At 59.9% G+C, this 18,405-nt stretch carries 17 protein-coding genes; 15 read left to right on the top strand and 2 right to left on the bottom strand.

The window, feature by feature from the left end:
- Positions 1-8: 8 nt before the first annotated feature.
- Both C8K61_RS09205 and map read right to left on the bottom strand, forming a co-directional pair.
- A complete protein-coding gene (locus tag C8K61_RS09205) occupies positions 9-2,711 on the bottom strand; it encodes a [protein-PII] uridylyltransferase (protein ID WP_108095947.1) in 2,703 nt (900 codons plus the stop codon).
- 39 nt (positions 2,712-2,750) lie between these two features.
- Positions 2,751-3,533 carry a type I methionyl aminopeptidase gene (map, locus tag C8K61_RS09200; RefSeq protein WP_108095946.1) on the bottom strand — a complete coding sequence of 261 codons (783 nt, stop codon included), beginning with the start codon at positions 3,531-3,533 and terminating at the stop codon, positions 2,751-2,753.
- 361 nt (positions 3,534-3,894) lie between these two features.
- On the opposite strand from map, the gene rpsB reads away from it, so the two are divergent.
- From rpsB to rnhB, 15 genes are all read left to right on the top strand, one after another.
- Positions 3,895-4,638, top strand: coding sequence for a 30S ribosomal protein S2 (rpsB, locus tag C8K61_RS09195; RefSeq protein ID WP_108095945.1), 744 nt, complete (start codon positions 3,895-3,897; stop codon positions 4,636-4,638).
- Positions 4,639-4,755: 117 nt separating this feature from the next.
- Positions 4,756-5,625 carry a translation elongation factor Ts gene (gene tsf / locus C8K61_RS09190; protein ID WP_108095944.1) on the top strand — a complete coding sequence of 290 codons (870 nt, stop codon included), beginning with the start codon at positions 4,756-4,758 and terminating at the stop codon, positions 5,623-5,625.
- 197 nt (positions 5,626-5,822) lie between these two features.
- Positions 5,823-6,566: a UMP kinase gene (gene pyrH, locus C8K61_RS09185; RefSeq protein ID WP_108095943.1), complete on the top strand. Its 744-nt coding sequence runs from the start codon at positions 5,823-5,825 to the stop codon at positions 6,564-6,566.
- Positions 6,563-7,120: a ribosome recycling factor gene (frr, locus tag C8K61_RS09180; RefSeq protein WP_108095942.1), complete on the top strand. Its 558-nt coding sequence runs from the start codon at positions 6,563-6,565 to the stop codon at positions 7,118-7,120. The genes pyrH and frr overlap by 4 nt, the downstream gene beginning before the upstream one ends.
- A 14-nt stretch (positions 7,121-7,134) precedes the next feature.
- Entirely contained in the window at positions 7,135-7,896 is a 762-nt protein-coding gene (gene uppS / locus C8K61_RS09175; RefSeq protein ID WP_108095941.1) for a polyprenyl diphosphate synthase, read from the top strand.
- Positions 7,890-8,708 (top strand): phosphatidate cytidylyltransferase, encoded by an 819-nt coding sequence (locus C8K61_RS09170; RefSeq protein WP_108095940.1) that lies wholly within the window; start codon positions 7,890-7,892, stop codon positions 8,706-8,708. Before uppS ends, C8K61_RS09170 begins: the two co-directional genes overlap by 7 nt.
- A complete protein-coding gene (gene ispC, locus C8K61_RS09165; RefSeq protein ID WP_108095939.1) occupies positions 8,705-9,895 on the top strand; it encodes a 1-deoxy-D-xylulose-5-phosphate reductoisomerase in 1,191 nt (396 codons plus the stop codon). Before C8K61_RS09170 ends, ispC begins: the two co-directional genes overlap by 4 nt.
- Positions 9,896-9,909: 14 nt before the next feature.
- The gene (rseP, locus tag C8K61_RS09160) at positions 9,910-11,268 is read left to right on the top strand and encodes a sigma E protease regulator RseP (RefSeq protein WP_108095938.1); all 1,359 of its coding nucleotides are present in this window, start codon (positions 9,910-9,912) and stop codon (positions 11,266-11,268) included.
- A gap of 89 nt (positions 11,269-11,357) precedes the next feature.
- The gene (gene bamA, locus C8K61_RS09155; RefSeq protein ID WP_108095937.1) at positions 11,358-13,739 is read left to right on the top strand and encodes an outer membrane protein assembly factor BamA; all 2,382 of its coding nucleotides are present in this window, start codon (positions 11,358-11,360) and stop codon (positions 13,737-13,739) included.
- A gap of 35 nt (positions 13,740-13,774) precedes the next feature.
- A complete protein-coding gene (locus C8K61_RS09150) occupies positions 13,775-14,278 on the top strand; it encodes an OmpH family outer membrane protein (protein ID WP_108095936.1) in 504 nt (167 codons plus the stop codon).
- A 2-nt stretch (positions 14,279-14,280) separates the two neighbouring features.
- Positions 14,281-15,339, top strand: coding sequence for a UDP-3-O-(3-hydroxymyristoyl)glucosamine N-acyltransferase (gene lpxD, locus C8K61_RS09145; protein ID WP_371919979.1), 1,059 nt, complete (start codon positions 14,281-14,283; stop codon positions 15,337-15,339).
- Between the two features lie 48 nt (positions 15,340-15,387).
- Positions 15,388-15,831, top strand: a complete 444-nt coding sequence (gene fabZ / locus C8K61_RS09140) for a 3-hydroxyacyl-ACP dehydratase FabZ (protein WP_108095934.1) — start codon at positions 15,388-15,390, stop codon at positions 15,829-15,831.
- The gene (lpxA, locus tag C8K61_RS09135; protein ID WP_108095933.1) at positions 15,828-16,604 is read left to right on the top strand and encodes an acyl-ACP--UDP-N-acetylglucosamine O-acyltransferase; all 777 of its coding nucleotides are present in this window, start codon (positions 15,828-15,830) and stop codon (positions 16,602-16,604) included. The genes fabZ and lpxA overlap by 4 nt, the downstream gene beginning before the upstream one ends.
- A gap of 2 nt (positions 16,605-16,606) precedes the next feature.
- Positions 16,607-17,740: a lipid-A-disaccharide synthase gene (lpxB, locus tag C8K61_RS09130; RefSeq protein WP_108095932.1), complete on the top strand. Its 1,134-nt coding sequence runs from the start codon at positions 16,607-16,609 to the stop codon at positions 17,738-17,740.
- Positions 17,740-18,339 carry a ribonuclease HII gene (rnhB, locus tag C8K61_RS09125; RefSeq protein WP_108095931.1) on the top strand — a complete coding sequence of 200 codons (600 nt, stop codon included), beginning with the start codon at positions 17,740-17,742 and terminating at the stop codon, positions 18,337-18,339. Before lpxB ends, rnhB begins: the two co-directional genes overlap by 1 nt.
- Positions 18,340-18,405 lie beyond the last annotated feature (66 nt).

Below are 18,405 nucleotides of genomic sequence, written 5' to 3'. Positions count from 1 at the left end.
GTCGCTATTCAAATACTGATACGGGAGAGTTCGACCCGGTTGCCGTCGGCATCGGAGAGCTGTTGGATGATCGCGTCCTGCAAACGGGCACACAGGTCGGGATCGGACAGCGGCTGGTTGTGCGCATCGGTGACGAAGAATATGTCTTCCACGCGCTCGCCCAGGGTGGCGATCTTGGCGTTCTGCAGCGACAGGTCGAAGTCGAGGAAGATCTTGCCGATCCGCGCCAGCAGGCCAGGACGGTCCGGGGACGTCAGTTCGAGCACGGTAACCGGGCGCCCGGCGTCGTTGGAAATCACCACCTGCGGGGCAAACGCGAAGTGCTTGAGCTGGCGCGGCACGCGGCGCTGGATGATGGCCGGGTAGTCGTCCGGGTGGCTCAGGGCATTGACCAGGCCATCGCGGATTTCCTTGATGCGCGCCGGGTTGTCGCCAATCGAGCCGCCGTCGGCGTCGAGCACGATGTAGGTGTCGAGGGTGAACTGGCTGCTGGAGGTGATCACCCTGGCGTCATGGATGTTCAGGTTGAGCTGGTCCATGGCGGCCACGGTCACGGCGAAGAAGTCGTGCTGGTCGGGCGCGTAGATGAAGATCTGCGTGCCGCCTTCGAACTCGCGCTGGGTGGTCTCTTTGATCAGCACCAGCGGGTCGTGGGCTGAACTGTGTTGCAGGATCGCGTCGGTATGCCAGGCCACGTCGCCCGCGGTGTGGCGCAAGAAGTAGTCATCACCCAGTTGCGACCACAGCTGCTCGGCGTCGTCCGGGTCGGTGCCGCTGCGCACCAGAATATCCAGGGCGGCGTTCTGCGTTTGGCGGATCTGCTCTTCGCGGTCCACCGGGTGTTCCAGGCCGCGGCGCAGGGCACGCTTGGTCTCGCTGTAGAGCTGGCGCAGCAGGCTGGCGCGCCAGGAGTTCCACAGCGTCGGGTTGGTGGCGTTGATGTCGGCCACGGTGAGTACATACAGATAATCGAGGTGCACCTGGTCGCCGACCATCTGGGCGAAATCGTGGATCACCTGCGGGTCGGATAAGTCCTTGCGCTGCGCGGTGGTCGACATCACCAGATGGTTTTGTACCAGCCAGACGATCAGCCGTGAGTCCCAGGCCGGCAGTTGGTGGCGTTCGCAGAAGGCCTGGGCGTCTACCGCGCCAAGCTCGGAATGGTCGCCGCCACGGCCTTTGCCGATGTCGTGGTAGAGGCCCGCCAGGTAGATCAGTTCCGGCTTGGGCAGGGTGCCCATCAACTTGCTGGCCAGCGGGAATTTCTCGGAAATCGGCGTGTACTGCAGTTTGCGCAGGTGCTTGATCAGGTTCAGCGTGTGCGCATCGACGGTGTAGATGTGGAACAGGTCGTGCTGCATCTGCCCGACGATATCGCCGAACTCCGGCAGGTAACGGCCGAGAATGCCGTAGCGGTTCATCCGACGCAGATTGCGGTGAATGCCGATCTCGCACTTGAACAGCTCGATGAACAGGCTGGTATTGCGAATGTCCTTGCGGAACTCGTCGTCAATAAGGTGCCGGTGCTCGCGCAACAGGCGCACGGTGTCAGCGCGCACGCCTTTGATTTCGGGGTTCTGCGCCATCAGCACAAACACTTCGAGAATCGCGAAGGGCGTGCGTTTGAACACGTTGGAGGCGGTGACTTCAATGTAACCGTCGCGCAACTGGAAGCGGCTGTTGATCGGCGACACCTGGCTTTCTTCGCCGCTGCGCAGAATCACTTCCTCGAAGTGCTGCACCACCAGCTCGCTCAGCTCGGAGATGCTCATCACCACGCGGTAGTAGTTCTGCATAAAGTGTTCGATGGCCAGCTTGCCGTTGCTGTCCTCGAAACCCAGGAGCTTGGCGATAGCGCGCTGGTGGTCGAACAGCAGGCGGTCTTCGGCGCGCCCGGCGAGCATGTGCAGCGCGTAACGCACCTTCCAGAGGAATTCCTGGGAGGAGGCCAGCAGCGAGTATTCGCTTTCCAGCAAGAAACCCTGGCCGACCATGGCATGCAGGTTCAGCGTGCCGAAATGGCGGCGGGCCACCCAGAGAATGGTCTGGATATCGCGCAGACCGCCGGGCGAGCCTTTGACGTTGGGCTCAAGGTTGTATTCGGTGTCGTTGTACTTGGCGTGGCGGGCGGTCTGTTCTTCGCGCTTGGCGACGAAAAATTCCTTGCTCGGCCACATCTTGCTGGTGCTGGTGACCTCGATCATGCGCTGGCGCAACCGCTCGGGGCCGGCGATGGTGCGGCTTTCCATCAGGTTGGTGACCACCGTCAGGTCCGCGCGGGCTTCGGAGGCGCATTCATCCACCGAGCGCACGCTCTGGCCCACTTCCAGGCCGATATCCCACAGCAGCGTGAGGAAACGTTCAATGGAATCGCGGAAGATTTCGTGGTCGGCGCTGTCCAGCAGCAACAGCAGGTCGATGTCCGAATAAGGGTGCAGCTCGCCACGGCCGTAGCCGCCAACGGCCAGCAGGGCGATGTCGGCGTCTTCGCTCCAGTCGAACTGGGCCCAGGCTTCACGAAGGATCTGGTCGATGCACCAGGCGCGGTCTTCCACTAAGCGGCGGACGTCGCGGCCTTCCTTGAAGCGCGCATCGAGCACTTCATGGGCGCGGCGGATTGCTTTTTTGAACGCCGCAATAGGGCTGGCTTTCAGCGCCAGTTCCGCCTGGAACTGGCCGCGGTCGAACAACTCGGGGTCCACCTGCGGCATTCAGCAGCTTTCCTTTCTATCTATAGGTGAGCGGGATGATCAGGCCGAGGTGCGGGCAATGGTGTCATCGCTGCGCAGGGTGAAGATCTCGTAGCCGGTGGCAGTCACCACCAGGGTGTGTTCCCACTGGGCCGACAGCTTGCGGTCTTTGGTGATGGCGGTCCAACCGTCGCCCAGCACCTTGGTGTCGGCGCGGCCCTGGTTGATCATCGGCTCGATGGTGAAGGTCATGCCCTCTTTCAGCTCCATGCCGGTGCCGGCGCGGCCGTAGTGCAGAATCTGCGGCTCTTCGTGGAACACCTTGCCGATGCCGTGGCCGCAGAACTCGCGAACCACCGAGAAGCCGTTCTTTTCCGCGTGCTTCTGGATTACTTCGCCGATGTCGCCCAGGCGGCAGCCAGGCTTGACCAGCTCAATGGCCTTGTACATGCACTCTTGGGTGACTTGCGACAGGCGCTCGGCCCAGACCGGCACGCTGCCGACGTGGAACATGCGGCTGGTATCGCCGTGGTAACCGTCTTTGATCACGGTGACGTCAATGTTCAGGGTGTCGCCATCCTTCAGCGGCTTTTCGTTCGGAATACCGTGGCACACGACGTGGTTGATCGAGGTGCAGATCGACTTGGGGTAGCCCTTGTAGTTCAGCGGCGCGGGAATGGCCTGCTGAACGTTGACGATGTAGTCGTGGCAGATACGGTCGAGTTCTTCGGTGGTGACGCCAGGTTTGACGTATTCGCCGATCATTTCCAGCACTTCACTGGCCAGACGGCCGGCGATGCGCATTTTTTCGATTTCCTCGGGCGTCTTGATAGTGACGGTCATACGAACTCTCTCAGCGCCCGTTTGGCGCTCGGCAAAAATACGGAAAGCGCGATTCTAGCATTCCAAGGGGGCTAACTAGCCAGTTTAGGGCAGCTTGCCTACGTGCCTTTGGCGCTTTCCTTATAGTAGTGTGGGTTTTACCTTCGATCTGTTGTCAGTTCGCGACGTACTTTCGGGTTCCGTTTGCTGCTCTGCTGTGGTATAAAATGCGCCGCTTTCCGGGCACCAGTCCGAAAGCCTAAACCCCACACACGTGTCGACACGATGGCCTGGGTGCCTCTCAGTAGTTCCTTATAAAGAACGGCTGGGGGTTGGTCATTGGGATACGTGGAGGCCTAACCCGACTTATCAAGGAACTATCATGTCCCAAGTCAATATGCGCGATATGCTGAAGGCCGGTGTGCACTTCGGCCACCAGACCCGTTACTGGAACCCGAAAATGGGCAAGTACATTTTCGGCGCGCGCAACAAGATCCACATCATCAACCTGGAAAAAACCCTGCCGATGTTCAACGACGCTCTGTCGTTCGTTGAGAAACTGGCTTCGGGCAAAAACAAGATTCTGTTCGTCGGCACCAAGCGTTCCGCTGGCAAGATCGTTGCTGAAGAAGCAGCACGTTGCGGTTCGCCGTTCGTCGATCACCGCTGGTTGGGCGGCATGCTGACCAACTACAAAACCATCCGCCAGTCGATCAAGCGTCTGCGTGAGTTGGAAGTTCAGTCGCAAGACGGCACTTTCACCAAACTGACCAAAAAAGAAGCTTTGATGCGTACTCGTGATCTGGAAAAACTGGATCGCAGCCTGGGTGGTATCAAGGACATGGGCGGCCTGCCTGATGCCCTGTTCGTAATCGACGTTGATCACGAGCGCATTGCTATCACCGAAGCTAACAAGCTCGGCATCCCGGTTATCGGCGTAGTCGATACCAACAGCAGTCCGGAAGGTGTTGACTTCATCATCCCAGGCAACGATGACGCCATCCGCGCCATCCAGCTGTACATGGGTGCAATGGCTGACGCAGTAGTGCGTGGCCGCAGCAACGCCAACGGCGGCACCGACGAATTCGTCGAAGCTCCTGTTGCTGCTGAACAAGCTGAAGGCTGAGTAGACCGCTTCTAGCGTCTCTCGGTTAGCAAAAAGGGGGCTAGGCCCCCTTTTTGCCACCTTAGAATTGATCATCATCCGGCCCGCCGGGTGGGACTTATCCAAGAGGATTTCGAAATGGCAGAGATTACTGCAGCGCTGGTCAAAGAACTGCGTGAGCGTACTGGCGAAGGCATGATGGATTGCAAAAAGGCCTTGACCAAGGCTGGCGGCGACATCGAGAAAGCCATCGACGATATGCGTGCTTCAGGCGCCATCAAGGCCGCCAAGAAAGCCGGTAACGTGGCTGCCGAAGGCGCCATCGCGGTCAAGGTTACTGCTGACAACAAGCGTGCCGTGATCATGGAAGTGAACTCGCAGACCGACTTCCTGGCTCTGCAAGACGACTTCAAGAAGTTCGTAGCCGACAGCATCGACCAGGCTCTGGCCGAAAACCTGACCACCGTTGAGCCGCTGATCGCTGCTCGCGAAACCGCTCGTGTTGAGCTGGTTGCCAAGGTTGGTGAGAACGTCAACATTCGCCGTCTGACCGCTGTTGAAGGCGACGTGCTGGGTGCTTACGTTCACGGCAACAAAATCGGCGTGATCGTTTCGCTGAAAGGCGGTACTCCGGAACTGGCTCGCGACATCGCTATGCACGTTGCTGCCAGCAACCCTGAGTTCCTGCTGCCATCGGAAGTTTCCGCTGAAGCCATCGAGCGCGAGAAGGGCGTTTTCCTGTCCCTGAACGAAGACAAGATCAAAGGCAAGCCAGCCGAGATCGTCGAGAAGATGGTTGCCGGTCGTATCTCCAAGTTCCTGGCCGAAGCCAGCTTGGTTGAGCAGTCTTTCGTGAAAGATCCAGAAGTCACCGTTGGTGCTCTGGCCAAGAAAGCCGGCGCTGAAATCGTTTCCTTCGTACGTTACGGCGTAGGTGAAGGCATCGAGAAAGTTGAATCGAACTTCGCTGACGAAGTAGCGGCTCAACTGGCTGCCAGCAAGCAGTAAGACGGGTTTTTACCTGTCGCCCCGAAGAGGCTGCCCGCTCACGCGCGCAGCCTCTTTGTCGAAATGGGGCCGACAATTGCATATGTAAACGGTATTGGTGCACTGTGCTGCACCAAATGCCCTGAGCGCTGTCCAAGCGCTCGATCAATGCAGGCATTTCGCCTGTTCAGAATTCAAACGCCGCAGGAGAGATACGCATGGCTCAGCAGGTGAGTGGTCGCCAACCTCGCTACAAACGCATTCTGCTCAAACTAAGCGGCGAAGCCTTGATGGGGTCGGAAGACTTCGGTATCGACCCTAAAGTGCTCGACCGCATGGCCCTTGAAGTCGGCCAACTGGTTGGCATTGGCGTGCAGGTAGGTCTGGTGATCGGTGGCGGTAACCTGTTCCGTGGAGCTGCCTTGAGCGCTGCCGGCATGGACCGCGTAACCGGTGACCACATGGGTATGCTGGCCACGGTGATGAACGCCCTGGCCATGCGCGACGCGCTAGAACGCTCGAATATCCCCGCTATCGTGATGTCGGCGATTTCCATGGTCGGCGTCACCGACCATTACGATCGTCGCAAAGGCATTCGTCATCTGAACTCCGGGGACGTGGTGATTTTCGCCGCCGGTACCGGTAACCCGTTCTTCACTACCGACTCCGCAGCCTGCCTGCGTGCCATCGAAATCGATGCCGATGTGGTGCTGAAGGCGACCAAAGTGGACGGCGTGTACACCGCCGACCCGTTCAAAGACCCGAATGCTGAAAAGTTCGACCGTTTGACCTATGACGAAGTATTGGATCGCAAGCTCGGCGTGATGGACCTGACGGCCATCTGTCTGTGCCGCGATCACAAGATGCCGCTGCGGGTCTTCAATATGAACAAGCCCGGCGCACTGCTGAATATCGTAGTGGGCGGCGCGGAAGGAACCCTGATCGAGGAAGGCGAGCAATGATCAACGAAATCAAGAAAGATGCCCAAGAACGTATGCAGAAGAGCCTGGAATCGCTTGTCCACGCCTTCAGTCGCATTCGCACCGGCCAGGCGCACCCAAGCGTGCTCGGCGGCGTGATGGTGCCTTACTACGGCGCTGATACCCCGCTGAACCAGGTCGCCAACGTCACCGTTAAAGATTCCCGCACCCTGCAGATCGTCGCGTTCGAGCGCAACATGCTCAGCGCCGTCGACAAGGCTATCCAGAGCTCCGGCCTGGGTCTGAACCCGACCAACCTCGGCGAGCTGCTGCTGGTGACCATGCCGGCACTCACCGAAGAAACCCGCAAGGGCTTCACCAAGCAGGCGCGTGACGCTGCTGAAGACGGTCGTGTCGCCGTGCGCAACATCCGCCGTGACGCGCTGAGCCAGCTCAAAGACCTGGTTAAAGAGAAAGAAATCAGCGAAGACGAAGAGCGCCGTGCGGCCGACGATATCCAGAAACTGACGGACAAGTTCGTCGGCGAGATTGAAGTGGCTGTGAAGCAGAAAGAAGCGGATCTGATGGCCGTTTGACGGCCGGTCTCGTCATGGAAAAGACCGTAAAAGCCGGCTCGCCGGGCGTGCCACGACATGTGGCGATCATCATGGATGGCAATAACCGCTGGGCCAAGAAGCGCCTGCTGCCCGGCGTCGCCGGGCACAAGGCTGGCGTCGATGCGGTTCGTGCGGTGATTGAGGTGTGTGCCGAAGAGGGCGTCGAGGTACTGACCCTGTTCGCCTTTTCCAGTGAAAACTGGGATCGACCGGCAGACGAGGTTGGCGCCTTGATGGAGCTGTTCCTCTCGGCGCTGCGGCGTGAGGCGAAACGCCTGAACGCCAATGGCATCAGCCTGCGCATCATTGGTGACCGCTCGCGTTTTCACCCGGAGCTGCAAAGCGCCATGCGTGAAGCCGAGGCGCTGACTGCCGGCAACGACCGTTTTGTCCTGCAAGTGGCTGCCAACTATGGCGGCCAGTGGGATATCGCCCAGGCTGCGCAACAGTTGGCGCATCAGGTGCAGGCCGGTCATTTGCGTCCGGAAGACATCACCCCGCGTTTGCTCCAGGGGCACCTGGCCACCGGCGATCAGCCGTTGCCGGACCTGTGCATCCGTACCGGTGGCGAGCACCGCATCAGCAACTTTCTGCTGTGGCAGCTGGCGTATTCCGAGCTGTATTTCTCCGACCTGTTCTGGCCGGACTTCAAACACGACGCCATGCGCAAAGCGCTGGCCGATTACGCTACCCGCCAGCGCCGCTTTGGGAAAACCAGCGAGCAGGTGGCAGCTGAGGCTCGCGCACAATGTTGAAGCAACGCATCATCACCGCCCTGATTCTGGCGCCTATCGCCCTTGGCGGTTTTTTTCTGCTGAGCGGCGCTGCCTTTGCTCTGTTTATCGGCGCCGTTGTAACCCTCGGTGCCTGGGAGTGGGCGCGTCTGGCTGGGTTTCAGGCGCAGCCGGTGCGGGTTGCTTTCGCCGCAGCGGTAGCGGTGTTGCTAGTGGGGCTTTACCACCTGCCAGGTCTGGCGCCTGTGGTCTTGGTGCTGGGTATTCTCTGGTGGCTGGTGGCGACCCTGCTGGTACTGAGTTTTCCCAATAGCCACGGTTTCTGGTCGGGCAGCGCGCCGATAAAAGTGCTGATCGGTCTGCTGATTTTGCTGCCGGCCTGGCAGGGTTTGGTGCTGATCAAGCAGTGGCCTCTGGCGAACTGGCTGATTTTCGCCGTGATGATCCTGGTCTGGGGTGCTGATATCGGCGCCTATTTCTCGGGTCGCAAATTCGGCAAGCGCAAGCTGGCGCCGCGTGTGAGTCCCGGGAAAAGCTGGGAGGGCGTTTACGGCGGCCTGGCTGCTTGCCTGGCAATAACCGTCGGCGTCGGCATTTTTCGCGGCTGGAGCGCTGGTGAGTTTGTCTTCGCGTTGCTGGGTACGGCGTTGATCGTCGCAGTCTCGGTGGTGGGCGATCTGACCGAAAGCATGTTCAAGCGCCAGGCGGGCCTCAAGGACAGCAGTAACCTGCTGCCAGGCCATGGCGGTGTGCTGGATCGCATCGACAGCCTGACTGCCGCCATCCCCATGTTCACCGTGTTGCTCTGGGGCGCAGGCTGGGGCTCGCTGTGAGTCAGCCGCAACAGATCACCGTGCTGGGAGCCACTGGTTCCATCGGCCTCAGCACCCTCGACGTGATTGCCCGTCATCCGCAGCGTTACCAAGTGTTTGCCCTCAGCGGCTTCTCGCGATTGGCCGAGCTGGAGGCGCTGTGTCTGCAGCATCGCCCGCGTTACGCCGTGGTCGCCGACAGTGCCGCAGCGGACAAACTCCGTGCCGCCCTGCAAGCCGCCGGTTTGCCGACTCAAGTGCTGGAAGGGCAGGGCGGTCTGTGTGAAGTGGCTGCGCACCCGGAAGTGGATGCGGTGATGGCGGCGATCGTTGGTGCGGCAGGTTTGAAGCCAACCCTGGCAGCGGTCGAGGCCGGCAAGAAAGTCTTGCTGGCTAATAAGGAGGCACTGGTGATGTCCGGCGCGCTCTTTATGCAGGCGGTGCGCAAGAGCGGCGCCGTGCTGCTGCCGATCGACAGCGAACACAACGCGATTTTCCAATGCCTGCCCACCGACTATGCGCGCGGCCTCAATAATGTCGGCGTGCGGCGCATTCTGCTGACGGCTTCCGGTGGTCCGTTCCGGCAGACGCCGCTGGGCGATCTGCAGCACGTCACCCCGGAACAGGCCTGCGCTCACCCGAATTGGTCGATGGGGCGCAAGATCTCCGTCGACTCGGCCAGCATGATGAACAAGGGCCTGGAGCTGATCGAGGCCTGCTGGCTGTTCGATGCGCCGCCGTCCAAGGTCGAAGTGGTGATTCACCCGCAGAGCGTCATTCACTCACTGGTCGACTATGTCGATGGCTCGGTGTTGGCGCAGTTGGGTAATCCGGATATGCGCACGCCGATCAGTCATGCCCTGGCCTGGCCGGAGCGAATTGATTCCGGGGTGTTGCCGCTGGACCTGTTCGCCATCGCTCGTCTGGATTTCCTGCCGCCCGATGAACAGCGCTTCCCTTGCTTGCGCCTGGCGCGACAGGCTGCCGAGGCTGGCGGTACGGCGCCGGCCATGCTTAACGCGGCCAATGAAGTGGCGGTGGCGGCGTTTCTCAAGCGGCGCATTCGTTTCCCCGAGATCGCGAGTATGATTGACGCGGTCTTGAACGCTCAGCCGGCCCTGCCGGTGGACAGTCTCGACGCCGTGCTGGCGGCCGATGCCAGTGCGCGAGCCCAAGCTGAACACTGGTTGAGTCACCACGGGCGCTAGCTCGGAGGATGTAAATGAACATGCTGTATATGGTCTGCGGCCTGCTGGTCGCGCTGGGCGTGCTGGTTACCTTCCACGAGTTTGGCCATTTCTGGGTCGCCCGCCGTTGCGGGGTGAAGGTGTTGCGCTTCTCCGTTGGCTTCGGCACCCCGCTGGTGCGCTGGAGCGACCGTCACGGCACTGAATTTGTCATCGCCGCCATCCCGCTGGGCGGCTATGTGAAGATGCTCGATGAGCGTGAAACCGACGCGCAGATCGCCGCCGAAGACCTCCCTTTCACGTTTAACCGTAAGCCGGTGCTGCAACGCATCGCCATCGTTTCTGCCGGTCCTATCGCCAATTTCCTGCTGGCGATCTTCTTTTTCTGGATTCTTGCCATGATGGGCGGCCAGCAGGTGCGTCCTGTTATTGGCGCGGTCGAGCCGCAGAGCTTGGCGGCGCAGGCCGGTCTGACTGCTGGGCAGGAAATCATCGCCGTCGACGGCGAAAAGACCACCGGTTGGAGTGGTATTGGTTTGCAGCTGGTGCGCCGCTTGGGTGAAAGCGGGCAAGTCGCGGTACAGGTGCTTGAGCCGGGCTCCAGCACCGAATCCACCTATCAAGTTCAGTTGCAGGATTGGCTCAAAGGCGCCGAAGAGCCGGACCCGATTGGTGCTCTGGGTATTCGTCCTTGGCGGCCGGTATTGGAGCCGGTGCTGGCGACACTTGATCCGGAAGGTCCGGCACAGGCTGCCGGGCTGAAAGTAGGTGATCGGTTGGTGAGCCTCGACGGCGCCCCGCTAAGCGACTGGCAACAACTGGTCGATGGCGTGCGGCCTCGTGCTGGTCAGCGCGTGATGTTGGTGGTGCAGCGCGACGGGCAATCGGTCGATGTTCCCGTCACTTTGGCCGCCAAAGGTAAGGATAAGGCTCATGCAGGCTACCTTGGCGCGGGTGTGCAAGGTGGCGAGTGGCCGGCCGATATGCTCCGCGAGGTCCGCTTCGGCCCCCTGGAATCAGTGTCCGAGGCGCTGAAACGCACCTGGACGATGAGCCTCTTGACCCTTGATTCGCTAAAGAAAATGCTCTTTGGCGAGCTCTCGGTAAAAAACTTGAGCGGGCCGATAACCATTGCTAAAGTGGCGGGCGCTTCAGCCCAGTCCGGGGTAGGGGATTTTCTAAATTTCCTGGCCTATCTGAGCATCAGTTTGGGGGTTCTCAATCTTTTGCCGATTCCCGTGCTTGACGGGGGGCACCTGCTTTTCTATCTGATCGAATGGGTGCGTGGTCGCCCGGTGTCGGAGCGAGTGCAGGGGTGGGGGATGCAGATCGGCATCAGTCTGGTGGTTGGGGTGATGTTGCTGGCGCTGGTCAATGACCTGAGCCGGTTCTGAAGTTTCATCGTTATACCGTTAACCGAATTACAAAAAGTGCCGCACCTGCGGCAGATTTTTTATCGTCAGTTGGAATAAGAAAGGACTTCATGAAACGTCTGCTGCTGCTACCTGTGGTGCTCTTCGCACTGATGATCGCCGAAGTTCACGCCGAGTCCTTCACCATCTCCGATATCCGCGTCAACGGCCTGCAGCGGGTTTCCGCCGGCAGCGTGTTCGGCGCATTGCCACTGAACGTGGGCGAGACGGCCGATGACCGCCAATTGGTCGAAGCGACCCGCTCGCTGTTCAAAACCGGTTTCTTCCAGGACATCCAACTGGGTCGTGACGGCACCGTGCTGGTCGTGACAGTGGTCGAGCGTCCGTCGATCTCCAGCATCGAGATCGAAGGCAACAAGGCCATCACCAGTGAAGACCTGCTCAAGGGTTTGAACCAGTCCGGTCTGTCCGAAGGTGAGATCTTCCAGCGCGCCACCCTCGAAGGTGTGCGTAACGAGCTGCAGCGCCAGTACGTGGCCCAGGGCCGTTACTCGGCCGAGATCGAAGCGGAAGTGATTCCACAGCCGCGCAACCGCGTCGCGCTGAAGATCAACATCAACGAAGGCACCGTGGCCGCCATCCAGCACATCAACGTGGTGGGCAACACCGTGTTCCCGGATGAAGACCTGGTTGATCTGTTCGAACTGAAGACCACCAACTGGCTGTCCTTCTTCAAGAACGACGACAAGTACGCCCGCGAAAAGCTCTCCGGTGACTTGGAGCGTCTGCGTTCCTACTACCTGGACCGCGGCTACATCAATATGGATATCTCCTCCACTCAGGTATCCATCACCCCGGACAAGAAGCACGTCTACATCACCGTCAACGTTGATGAAGGCCAGAAGTACACCGTCCGTGAAGTGAAACTCAGCGGTGACCTCAAGGTTCCCGAGGAAGAAGTCAAAGCCCTGCTGCTGGTGAAGAAAGGCCAGGTGTTCTCGCGCAAGCTGATGACCACCACCTCCGAGCTGATCACCCGCCGTCTGGGTAACGAGGGTTACACCTTCGCCAACGTCAACGGCGTGCCGGAAGCGCACGACGAAGACCACACCGTTTCGATCACATTCGGCGTCAACCCGGGCAAACGTGCTTACGTCAACCGCATCAACTTCCGTGGCAACACCAAGTCCGAAGACGAAGTGCTGCGCCGTGAAATGCGTCAGATGGAAGGCGGCTGGGCTTCGACCTACCTGATCGACCAGTCGAAAACCCGTCTGGAACGTCTGGGCTTCTTTAAAGAAGTAAACGTCGAAACCCCGCAGGTTCCAGGCACTGACGACCAGGTTGACGTGAACTACAGCGTGGAAGAACAAGCGTCCGGTTCGATTACCGCTAGCGTCGGTTTCGCCCAGAACGCTGGTCTGATCCTCGGTGGTTCCATCAGCCAGAACAACTTCCTGGGTACCGGTAACAAGGTCAGCATTGGCCTTACCCGCAGCGAATACCAGACCCGCTACAACTTCGGCTTCGTTGACCCCTACTGGACCGTCGACGGCGTAAGCCTGGGTTACAACGCCTTCTACCGCACCACTGACTACGACGAACTGGATACCGATGTTTCCAGCTACGCGGTAGACAGCTACGGTGGTGGTGTGAGCATCGGCTACCCGATCAGTGAGACCTCGCGTCTGACCTTCGGCCTGACCGTACAGGAAGACGAAATCAAGACCGGTGACTACACCGTTGACGAGATCATCAACTTCCTCGACCAGGAAGGGGATAACTTCCTCAACTTCAAAGGCTCCATCGGCTGGTCCGAGTCCACCCTCAACCGAGGCGTACTGGCTAACCGTGGTCACTCGCAAAGCCTGGTTCTGGAAAGCACCATTCCAGGTAGCGACCTGTCCTTCTTCAAGTTGGACTACCGCGCGCAGATCTTCGCGCCGCTGACCACTAACACCACCATGCGTTTCCATACCGAACTGGGTTATGGCGATGGCTACGGTTCCACCTCCGGCCTGCCGTTCTATGAGAACTACTACGCTGGTGGTTTCAACTCGGTGCGCGGCTTTGAAGACAGCAGTCTCGGCCCACGCAGTACACCGAGCTATGTAGCCGGTGGTGGTCAGGACAAATACGGTCGTTACACTGACCCGGACCAAGATCCGCTGCCATTTGGCGGTAACGTGTTGATCCAGGGTGGTGCGGAATACCTGTTCCCACTGCCTTTCGTGAAAGACCAGCGTTCCCTGCGTACCTCGTTGTTCTGGGATGTGGGTAATGTGTTCGATACCAATTGCAGCTCCACGCAGAAAAATCGTGGTGACAGCGGTTGTGATCTCGACTTGAACAGTCTGGCCAGCTCCGTGGGTGTTGGTGTGACCTGGATTACCGCGTTGGGCCCACTCAGCTTCAGCTTGGCCATGCCAATCAAGAAGCCGGACGACGCCGACACCCAAGTGTTCCAGTTCTCCCTCGGTCAGACGTTCTAATTACCTGAACCACAACAGTTTTGCAGGAGTTCACCGTGCGCAAGTTGATCCAATTGGTACTGTTAAGCGCTGCCGTTCTGGCAGGCCCGGCCTTCGCCGACATGAAAATTGCCGTGCTGAACTATCAGCAGGCACTGCTTGAGTCGGATGCTGCGAAGAAATATGCAGTCGATGCCGAGAAGAAATTCGGTCCGCAACTGACCAAGCTCAAGGCCCTGGAAACCAGCGCCAAAGGCATTCAGGACCGCCTGGTCAAAGAAGGCGAGAAAATGCAGCAAGGCGAGCGTGAGCGTCTGGAGCTTGAATTCAAGCAAAAGGCCCGCGACTTCCAGTTCCAGTCCAAAGAGCTGAACGAAGCCAAAGCCGCTGCTGACCGTGAAATGCTGAAGAAGCTGAAGCCGACTCTGGACAAGGCTGTTGAAGACGTCATCAAAAATGGCGCCTTCGACCTGGTGCTCGAGCGCGGTGCGGTGATCGATGTCAAACCTCAGTACGACATCACTCGCCAAGTCATCGAGCGCATGAACCAGTCGCGTTAATTATGACTGCTTCGGTTTTCTCCCTCGGCCAGCTGGCCGAGCGTCTAGGCGCCACCCTGCGTGGCGCTGCGGACATCCGCATCAGCGGCCTGGCCACCTTGCAAGAGGCTGGCCCGGAACAGCTGAGCTTCCTCGCCAATCCCCAATACCGCAAATTCCTCACTGACTGCAAAGCCGGTGCGGTGCTGCTGACTGCGGCTGATGCCGAAGGTTATGCGGGCGCGGCGTTGGTGGTGGCCAATCCTTACCTGGCCTACGCCGAACTCTCCCACTTGTTCGACCGCAAACCGCGTGCGACGGCTGGCGTGCATGCCACTGCCATTGTGGCGTCAGATGCTGTGGTCGATGCGACCGCCAGTATCGGTGCTTACGCGGTGATCGAGAGCGGTGCCCAGATCGGTGCCGGGGTGACCATCGGTGCGCAGTGTTTTATCGGCGCGCGCACGGTGATCGGCGAGGGCGGCTGGTTGGCGCCACGCGTGACGCTTTACCACGACGTGTTTATCGGCAAGCGGGTAGTGATTCAGTCGGGCGCCGTGATCGGCGGCGAGGGCTTCGGCTTCGCCAATGAAAAAGGCGTGTGGCAAAAGATCGCCCAGATCGGCGGCGTCACCCTCGGTGATGACGTTGAAGTAGGTTCCAATACCACCATCGACCGTGGTGCCCTGGCCGATACCATTATCGGCAACGGGGTGAAACTGGATAACCAGATCATGATCGCGCACAACGTCCAGGTCGGTGATCACACCGCCATGGCCGCCTGTGTCGGGATTTCCGGCAGCACCAAGATCGGTAAGCACTGTATGCTTGCCGGCGGTGTGGGGCTGGTGGGCCACATCGATATTTGCGATGGCGTGTTCGTCACCGGCATGACCATGGTTACCCGCTCGATTACCGAGCCCGGTTCCTATTCTTCCGGCACCGCCATGCAAACGGCTGCGGAATGGCGCAAGAGCGCCGCCCGTTTCCGTAACCTGGATGACATGGCGCGTCGCCTGCAGCAGCTAGAAAAGCGTCTGGCCGCCGTGACCCCGGCCGACGATGCTTCATCTGATGCGTGACTGACGGCATTCGTCAGTCCCCTTCCTCTATTACAGGCTTTTCCGAACATGATGGACATTAACCAGATCCGCGAATACTTGCCGCACCGCTACCCGTTCCTGCTGGTAGACCGTGTGGTCGACTTGGATGTGGCAGACACCAAGACCATTCGCGCCTACAAGAATGTCAGCATCAACGAGCCTTTTTTCAACGGTCACTTCCCTGAACACCCGATCATGCCGGGCGTGCTGATCATCGAAGCCATGGCCCAGGCCGCTGGTATTCTCGGTTTCAAGATGCTGGACGTGAAACCGGCCGATGGCACGCTTTACTACTTCGTCGGCTCGGATAAGCTGCGTTTTCGCCAGCCGGTTACCCCTGGTGACCAACTGATCCTCGAAGCCACCTTCATCAGCTCCAAGCGCAGCATCTGGAAGTTCGCATGCCGCGCCAGTGTCGATGGCAAAGAAGTGTGCTCGGCGGAAATCATCTGCGCGGAAAGGAAACTATGAGTTTGATTGACCCTCGAGCGATCATCGATCCGACTGCCAAGCTTGCCGACGACGTAGAAGTCGGCCCTTGGTCGATCGTCGGTCCCGGTGTGGAAATCGGCGAGGGTACGGTTATCGGGCCCCACGTGATTCTCAAGGGGCCGACGCGCATTGGTAAGCACAACCGAATCTACCAGTTTTCGTCCGTGGGCGAAGACACCCCCGATCTCAAGTACAAGGGTGAAGACACCCGCCTGGTGATCGGCGACCACAACGTCATTCGCGAAGGCGTGACCATCCACCGCGGCACCATTCAGGACCGCGCGGAAACCACCATCGGCGACCACAACCTGATCATGGCCTATGCCCATGTCGGGCATGACAGCGTGATCGCCAACCACTGCATCCTGGTCAACAACACCGCGTTGGCCGGCCATGTGCACGTGGATGACTGGGCGATTCTGTCGGGCTTTACCCTGGTGCATCAGTTCTGCCATATCGGCGCCCACAGCTTTTCCGGCATGGGCACTGCCATCGGCAAGGACGTACCGGCGTACGTCACCGTGTTCGGCAACCCCGCCGAAGCGCGCAGCATGAACTTCGAAGGCATGCGCCGTCGCGGCTTCAGCGAAGAGGCGATTCAAGCCCTGCGTCGTGCCTACAAAGTGGTGTACCGCCAAGGCCTGACCGTCGACAAGGCGCTCGCCGAGTTGGCCGATTCGGCAGCGCAGTACCCGGAAGTCGCGGTGTTTATCGACTCCATCAAGGCGTCATCCCGCGGCATCACCCGCTGATCATGGGCCGCACTGTTCGCATAGCCCTGGTCGCCGGTGAGGCGTCTGGCGACATCCTCGGCGCCGGCCTGATGCAGGCTCTCAAAGCGCAGCATCCACAGGTTGAGTTCATTGGCGTCGGTGGCCCGCGTATGCAGGCCCAGGGGCTGAACTCGTATTTCCCCATGGAGCGCCTGGCGGTCATGGGCTTGGTGGAAGTGCTCGGCCGGCTGCCGGAACTACTGTCGCGGCGCAAGCGCCTGATCCAGACCCTGACGGCGGCCAAGCCCGATGTGTTCATTGGTATCGACGCGCCGGACTTCAACCTGCACCTGGAACTGAAGTTGCGTCAGGCCGGGATCAAGACTGTGCACTACGTCAGTCCGTCGGTCTGGGCCTGGCGGCAGAAGCGCGTGCTGAAGATTCGCGAAGCCTGCGACCTGATGCTGACCCTGTTTCCCTTCGAAGCTAAGTTCTACGACGAGCACCAGGTGCCCGTGCGTTTTGTCGGTCACACCCTGGCGGACGCCATTCCTTTAGAAGCTGATCGTGCTGCTGCCCGCACCGAGCTGAATCTGCCGGCAGACGGCCCTGTAGTCGCGCTGATGCCTGGCAGCCGTGGCGGTGAAGTGTCGCGCCTGGGTGGCCTGTTTCTCGATGCGGCTGTGCGGTTGCGCGCGCTGCGTCCGGGGGTACGTTTCGTGTTGCCCTGCGCCAGCCCTGAACGCCGCGCGCAGATCGAAGCGCAGTTGGTGGGCCACGATATTCCCGTCACGCTGCTCGAAGGTCAGTCGCATACCGCGCTGGCCGCCTGCGATGCAGTGTTGATTGCCTCCGGTACCGCGACCCTGGAAGCACTGCTGTACAAGCGTCCGATGGTGGTGGCCTACCGCGTGGCACCGATGACCTACCGCATTCTCAAGCGCATGCTGAAAAGCCCCTATGTGTCGCTGCCCAACCTGCTCGCCGGCCGCCTGTTGGTGCCTGAGCTGTTGCAGGATGCCGCCACCCCGGATGCCTTGGCACAAACCCTGGCGCCGCTGCTGGTTGGCGGCCAGGCGCAAACCGAGTTTTTCGATCAGATCCACCGTACCTTGCGCCGCGATGCATCCACCGAAGCGGCCAAGGCCGTGCTTGAACTGGCGGGAGCGCGCTGATGCAGTTGGGGCTGGATTTCACTCTGGTGGAAGAATTGGTCGCCGGTGTCGATGAAGTCGGCCGTGGTCCGCTCTGCGGCGCGGTGGTGACCGCCGCCGTGATCCTCGATCCGGCGCGGCCGATCCTTGGTCTCAATGACTCGAAGAAGCTCACCGAAGCCAAGCGCGAAAAGCTCTTCGACGAAATCAAAGAGAAAGCGCTGGCCTGGTGCATCGCTCGCGCCGAGGTCGAAGAAATCGACCAACTGAATATTCTCCACGCCACCATGCTGGCCATGCAGCGGGCGGTCGAAGGCTTGAGTGTGACCCCGCGTCTGGCGCTGATCGACGGCAACCGCTGCCCGAAGCTCAAGGTGCCCAGCGCCTCGGTGGTGCAGGGTGACAGCAAGGTGCCGGCGATTGCTGCGGCCTCGATTCTGGCCAAGGTCAGTCGCGACCGCGAAATGCAGGAAATGGAAGCGCTGTACCCCGGCTACGGCATCGGTGGGCACAAAGGCTATCCAACACCGGTTCATCTGGAAGCCTTGCAGCGTCTAGGTCCTACACCTATTCATCGGCGCTCCTTTGCCCCCGTGCGGCGGTTATTGGAAGACGTTTAAAGCTCTGAGCTGATGTTTGCGCCAAGGCCCGGTACAATCCGGGCCTTGTCGTTTTTGCGCTTTATA

This window comes from Pseudomonas sp. GV071 (assembly GCF_003050835.1).
Classification (GTDB): Bacteria; Pseudomonadota; Gammaproteobacteria; order Pseudomonadales; family Pseudomonadaceae; genus Aquipseudomonas.
The sequence above is the reverse complement of the archived record's forward strand: the minus strand, read 5'-3'. Positions and strand labels throughout refer to the sequence as shown.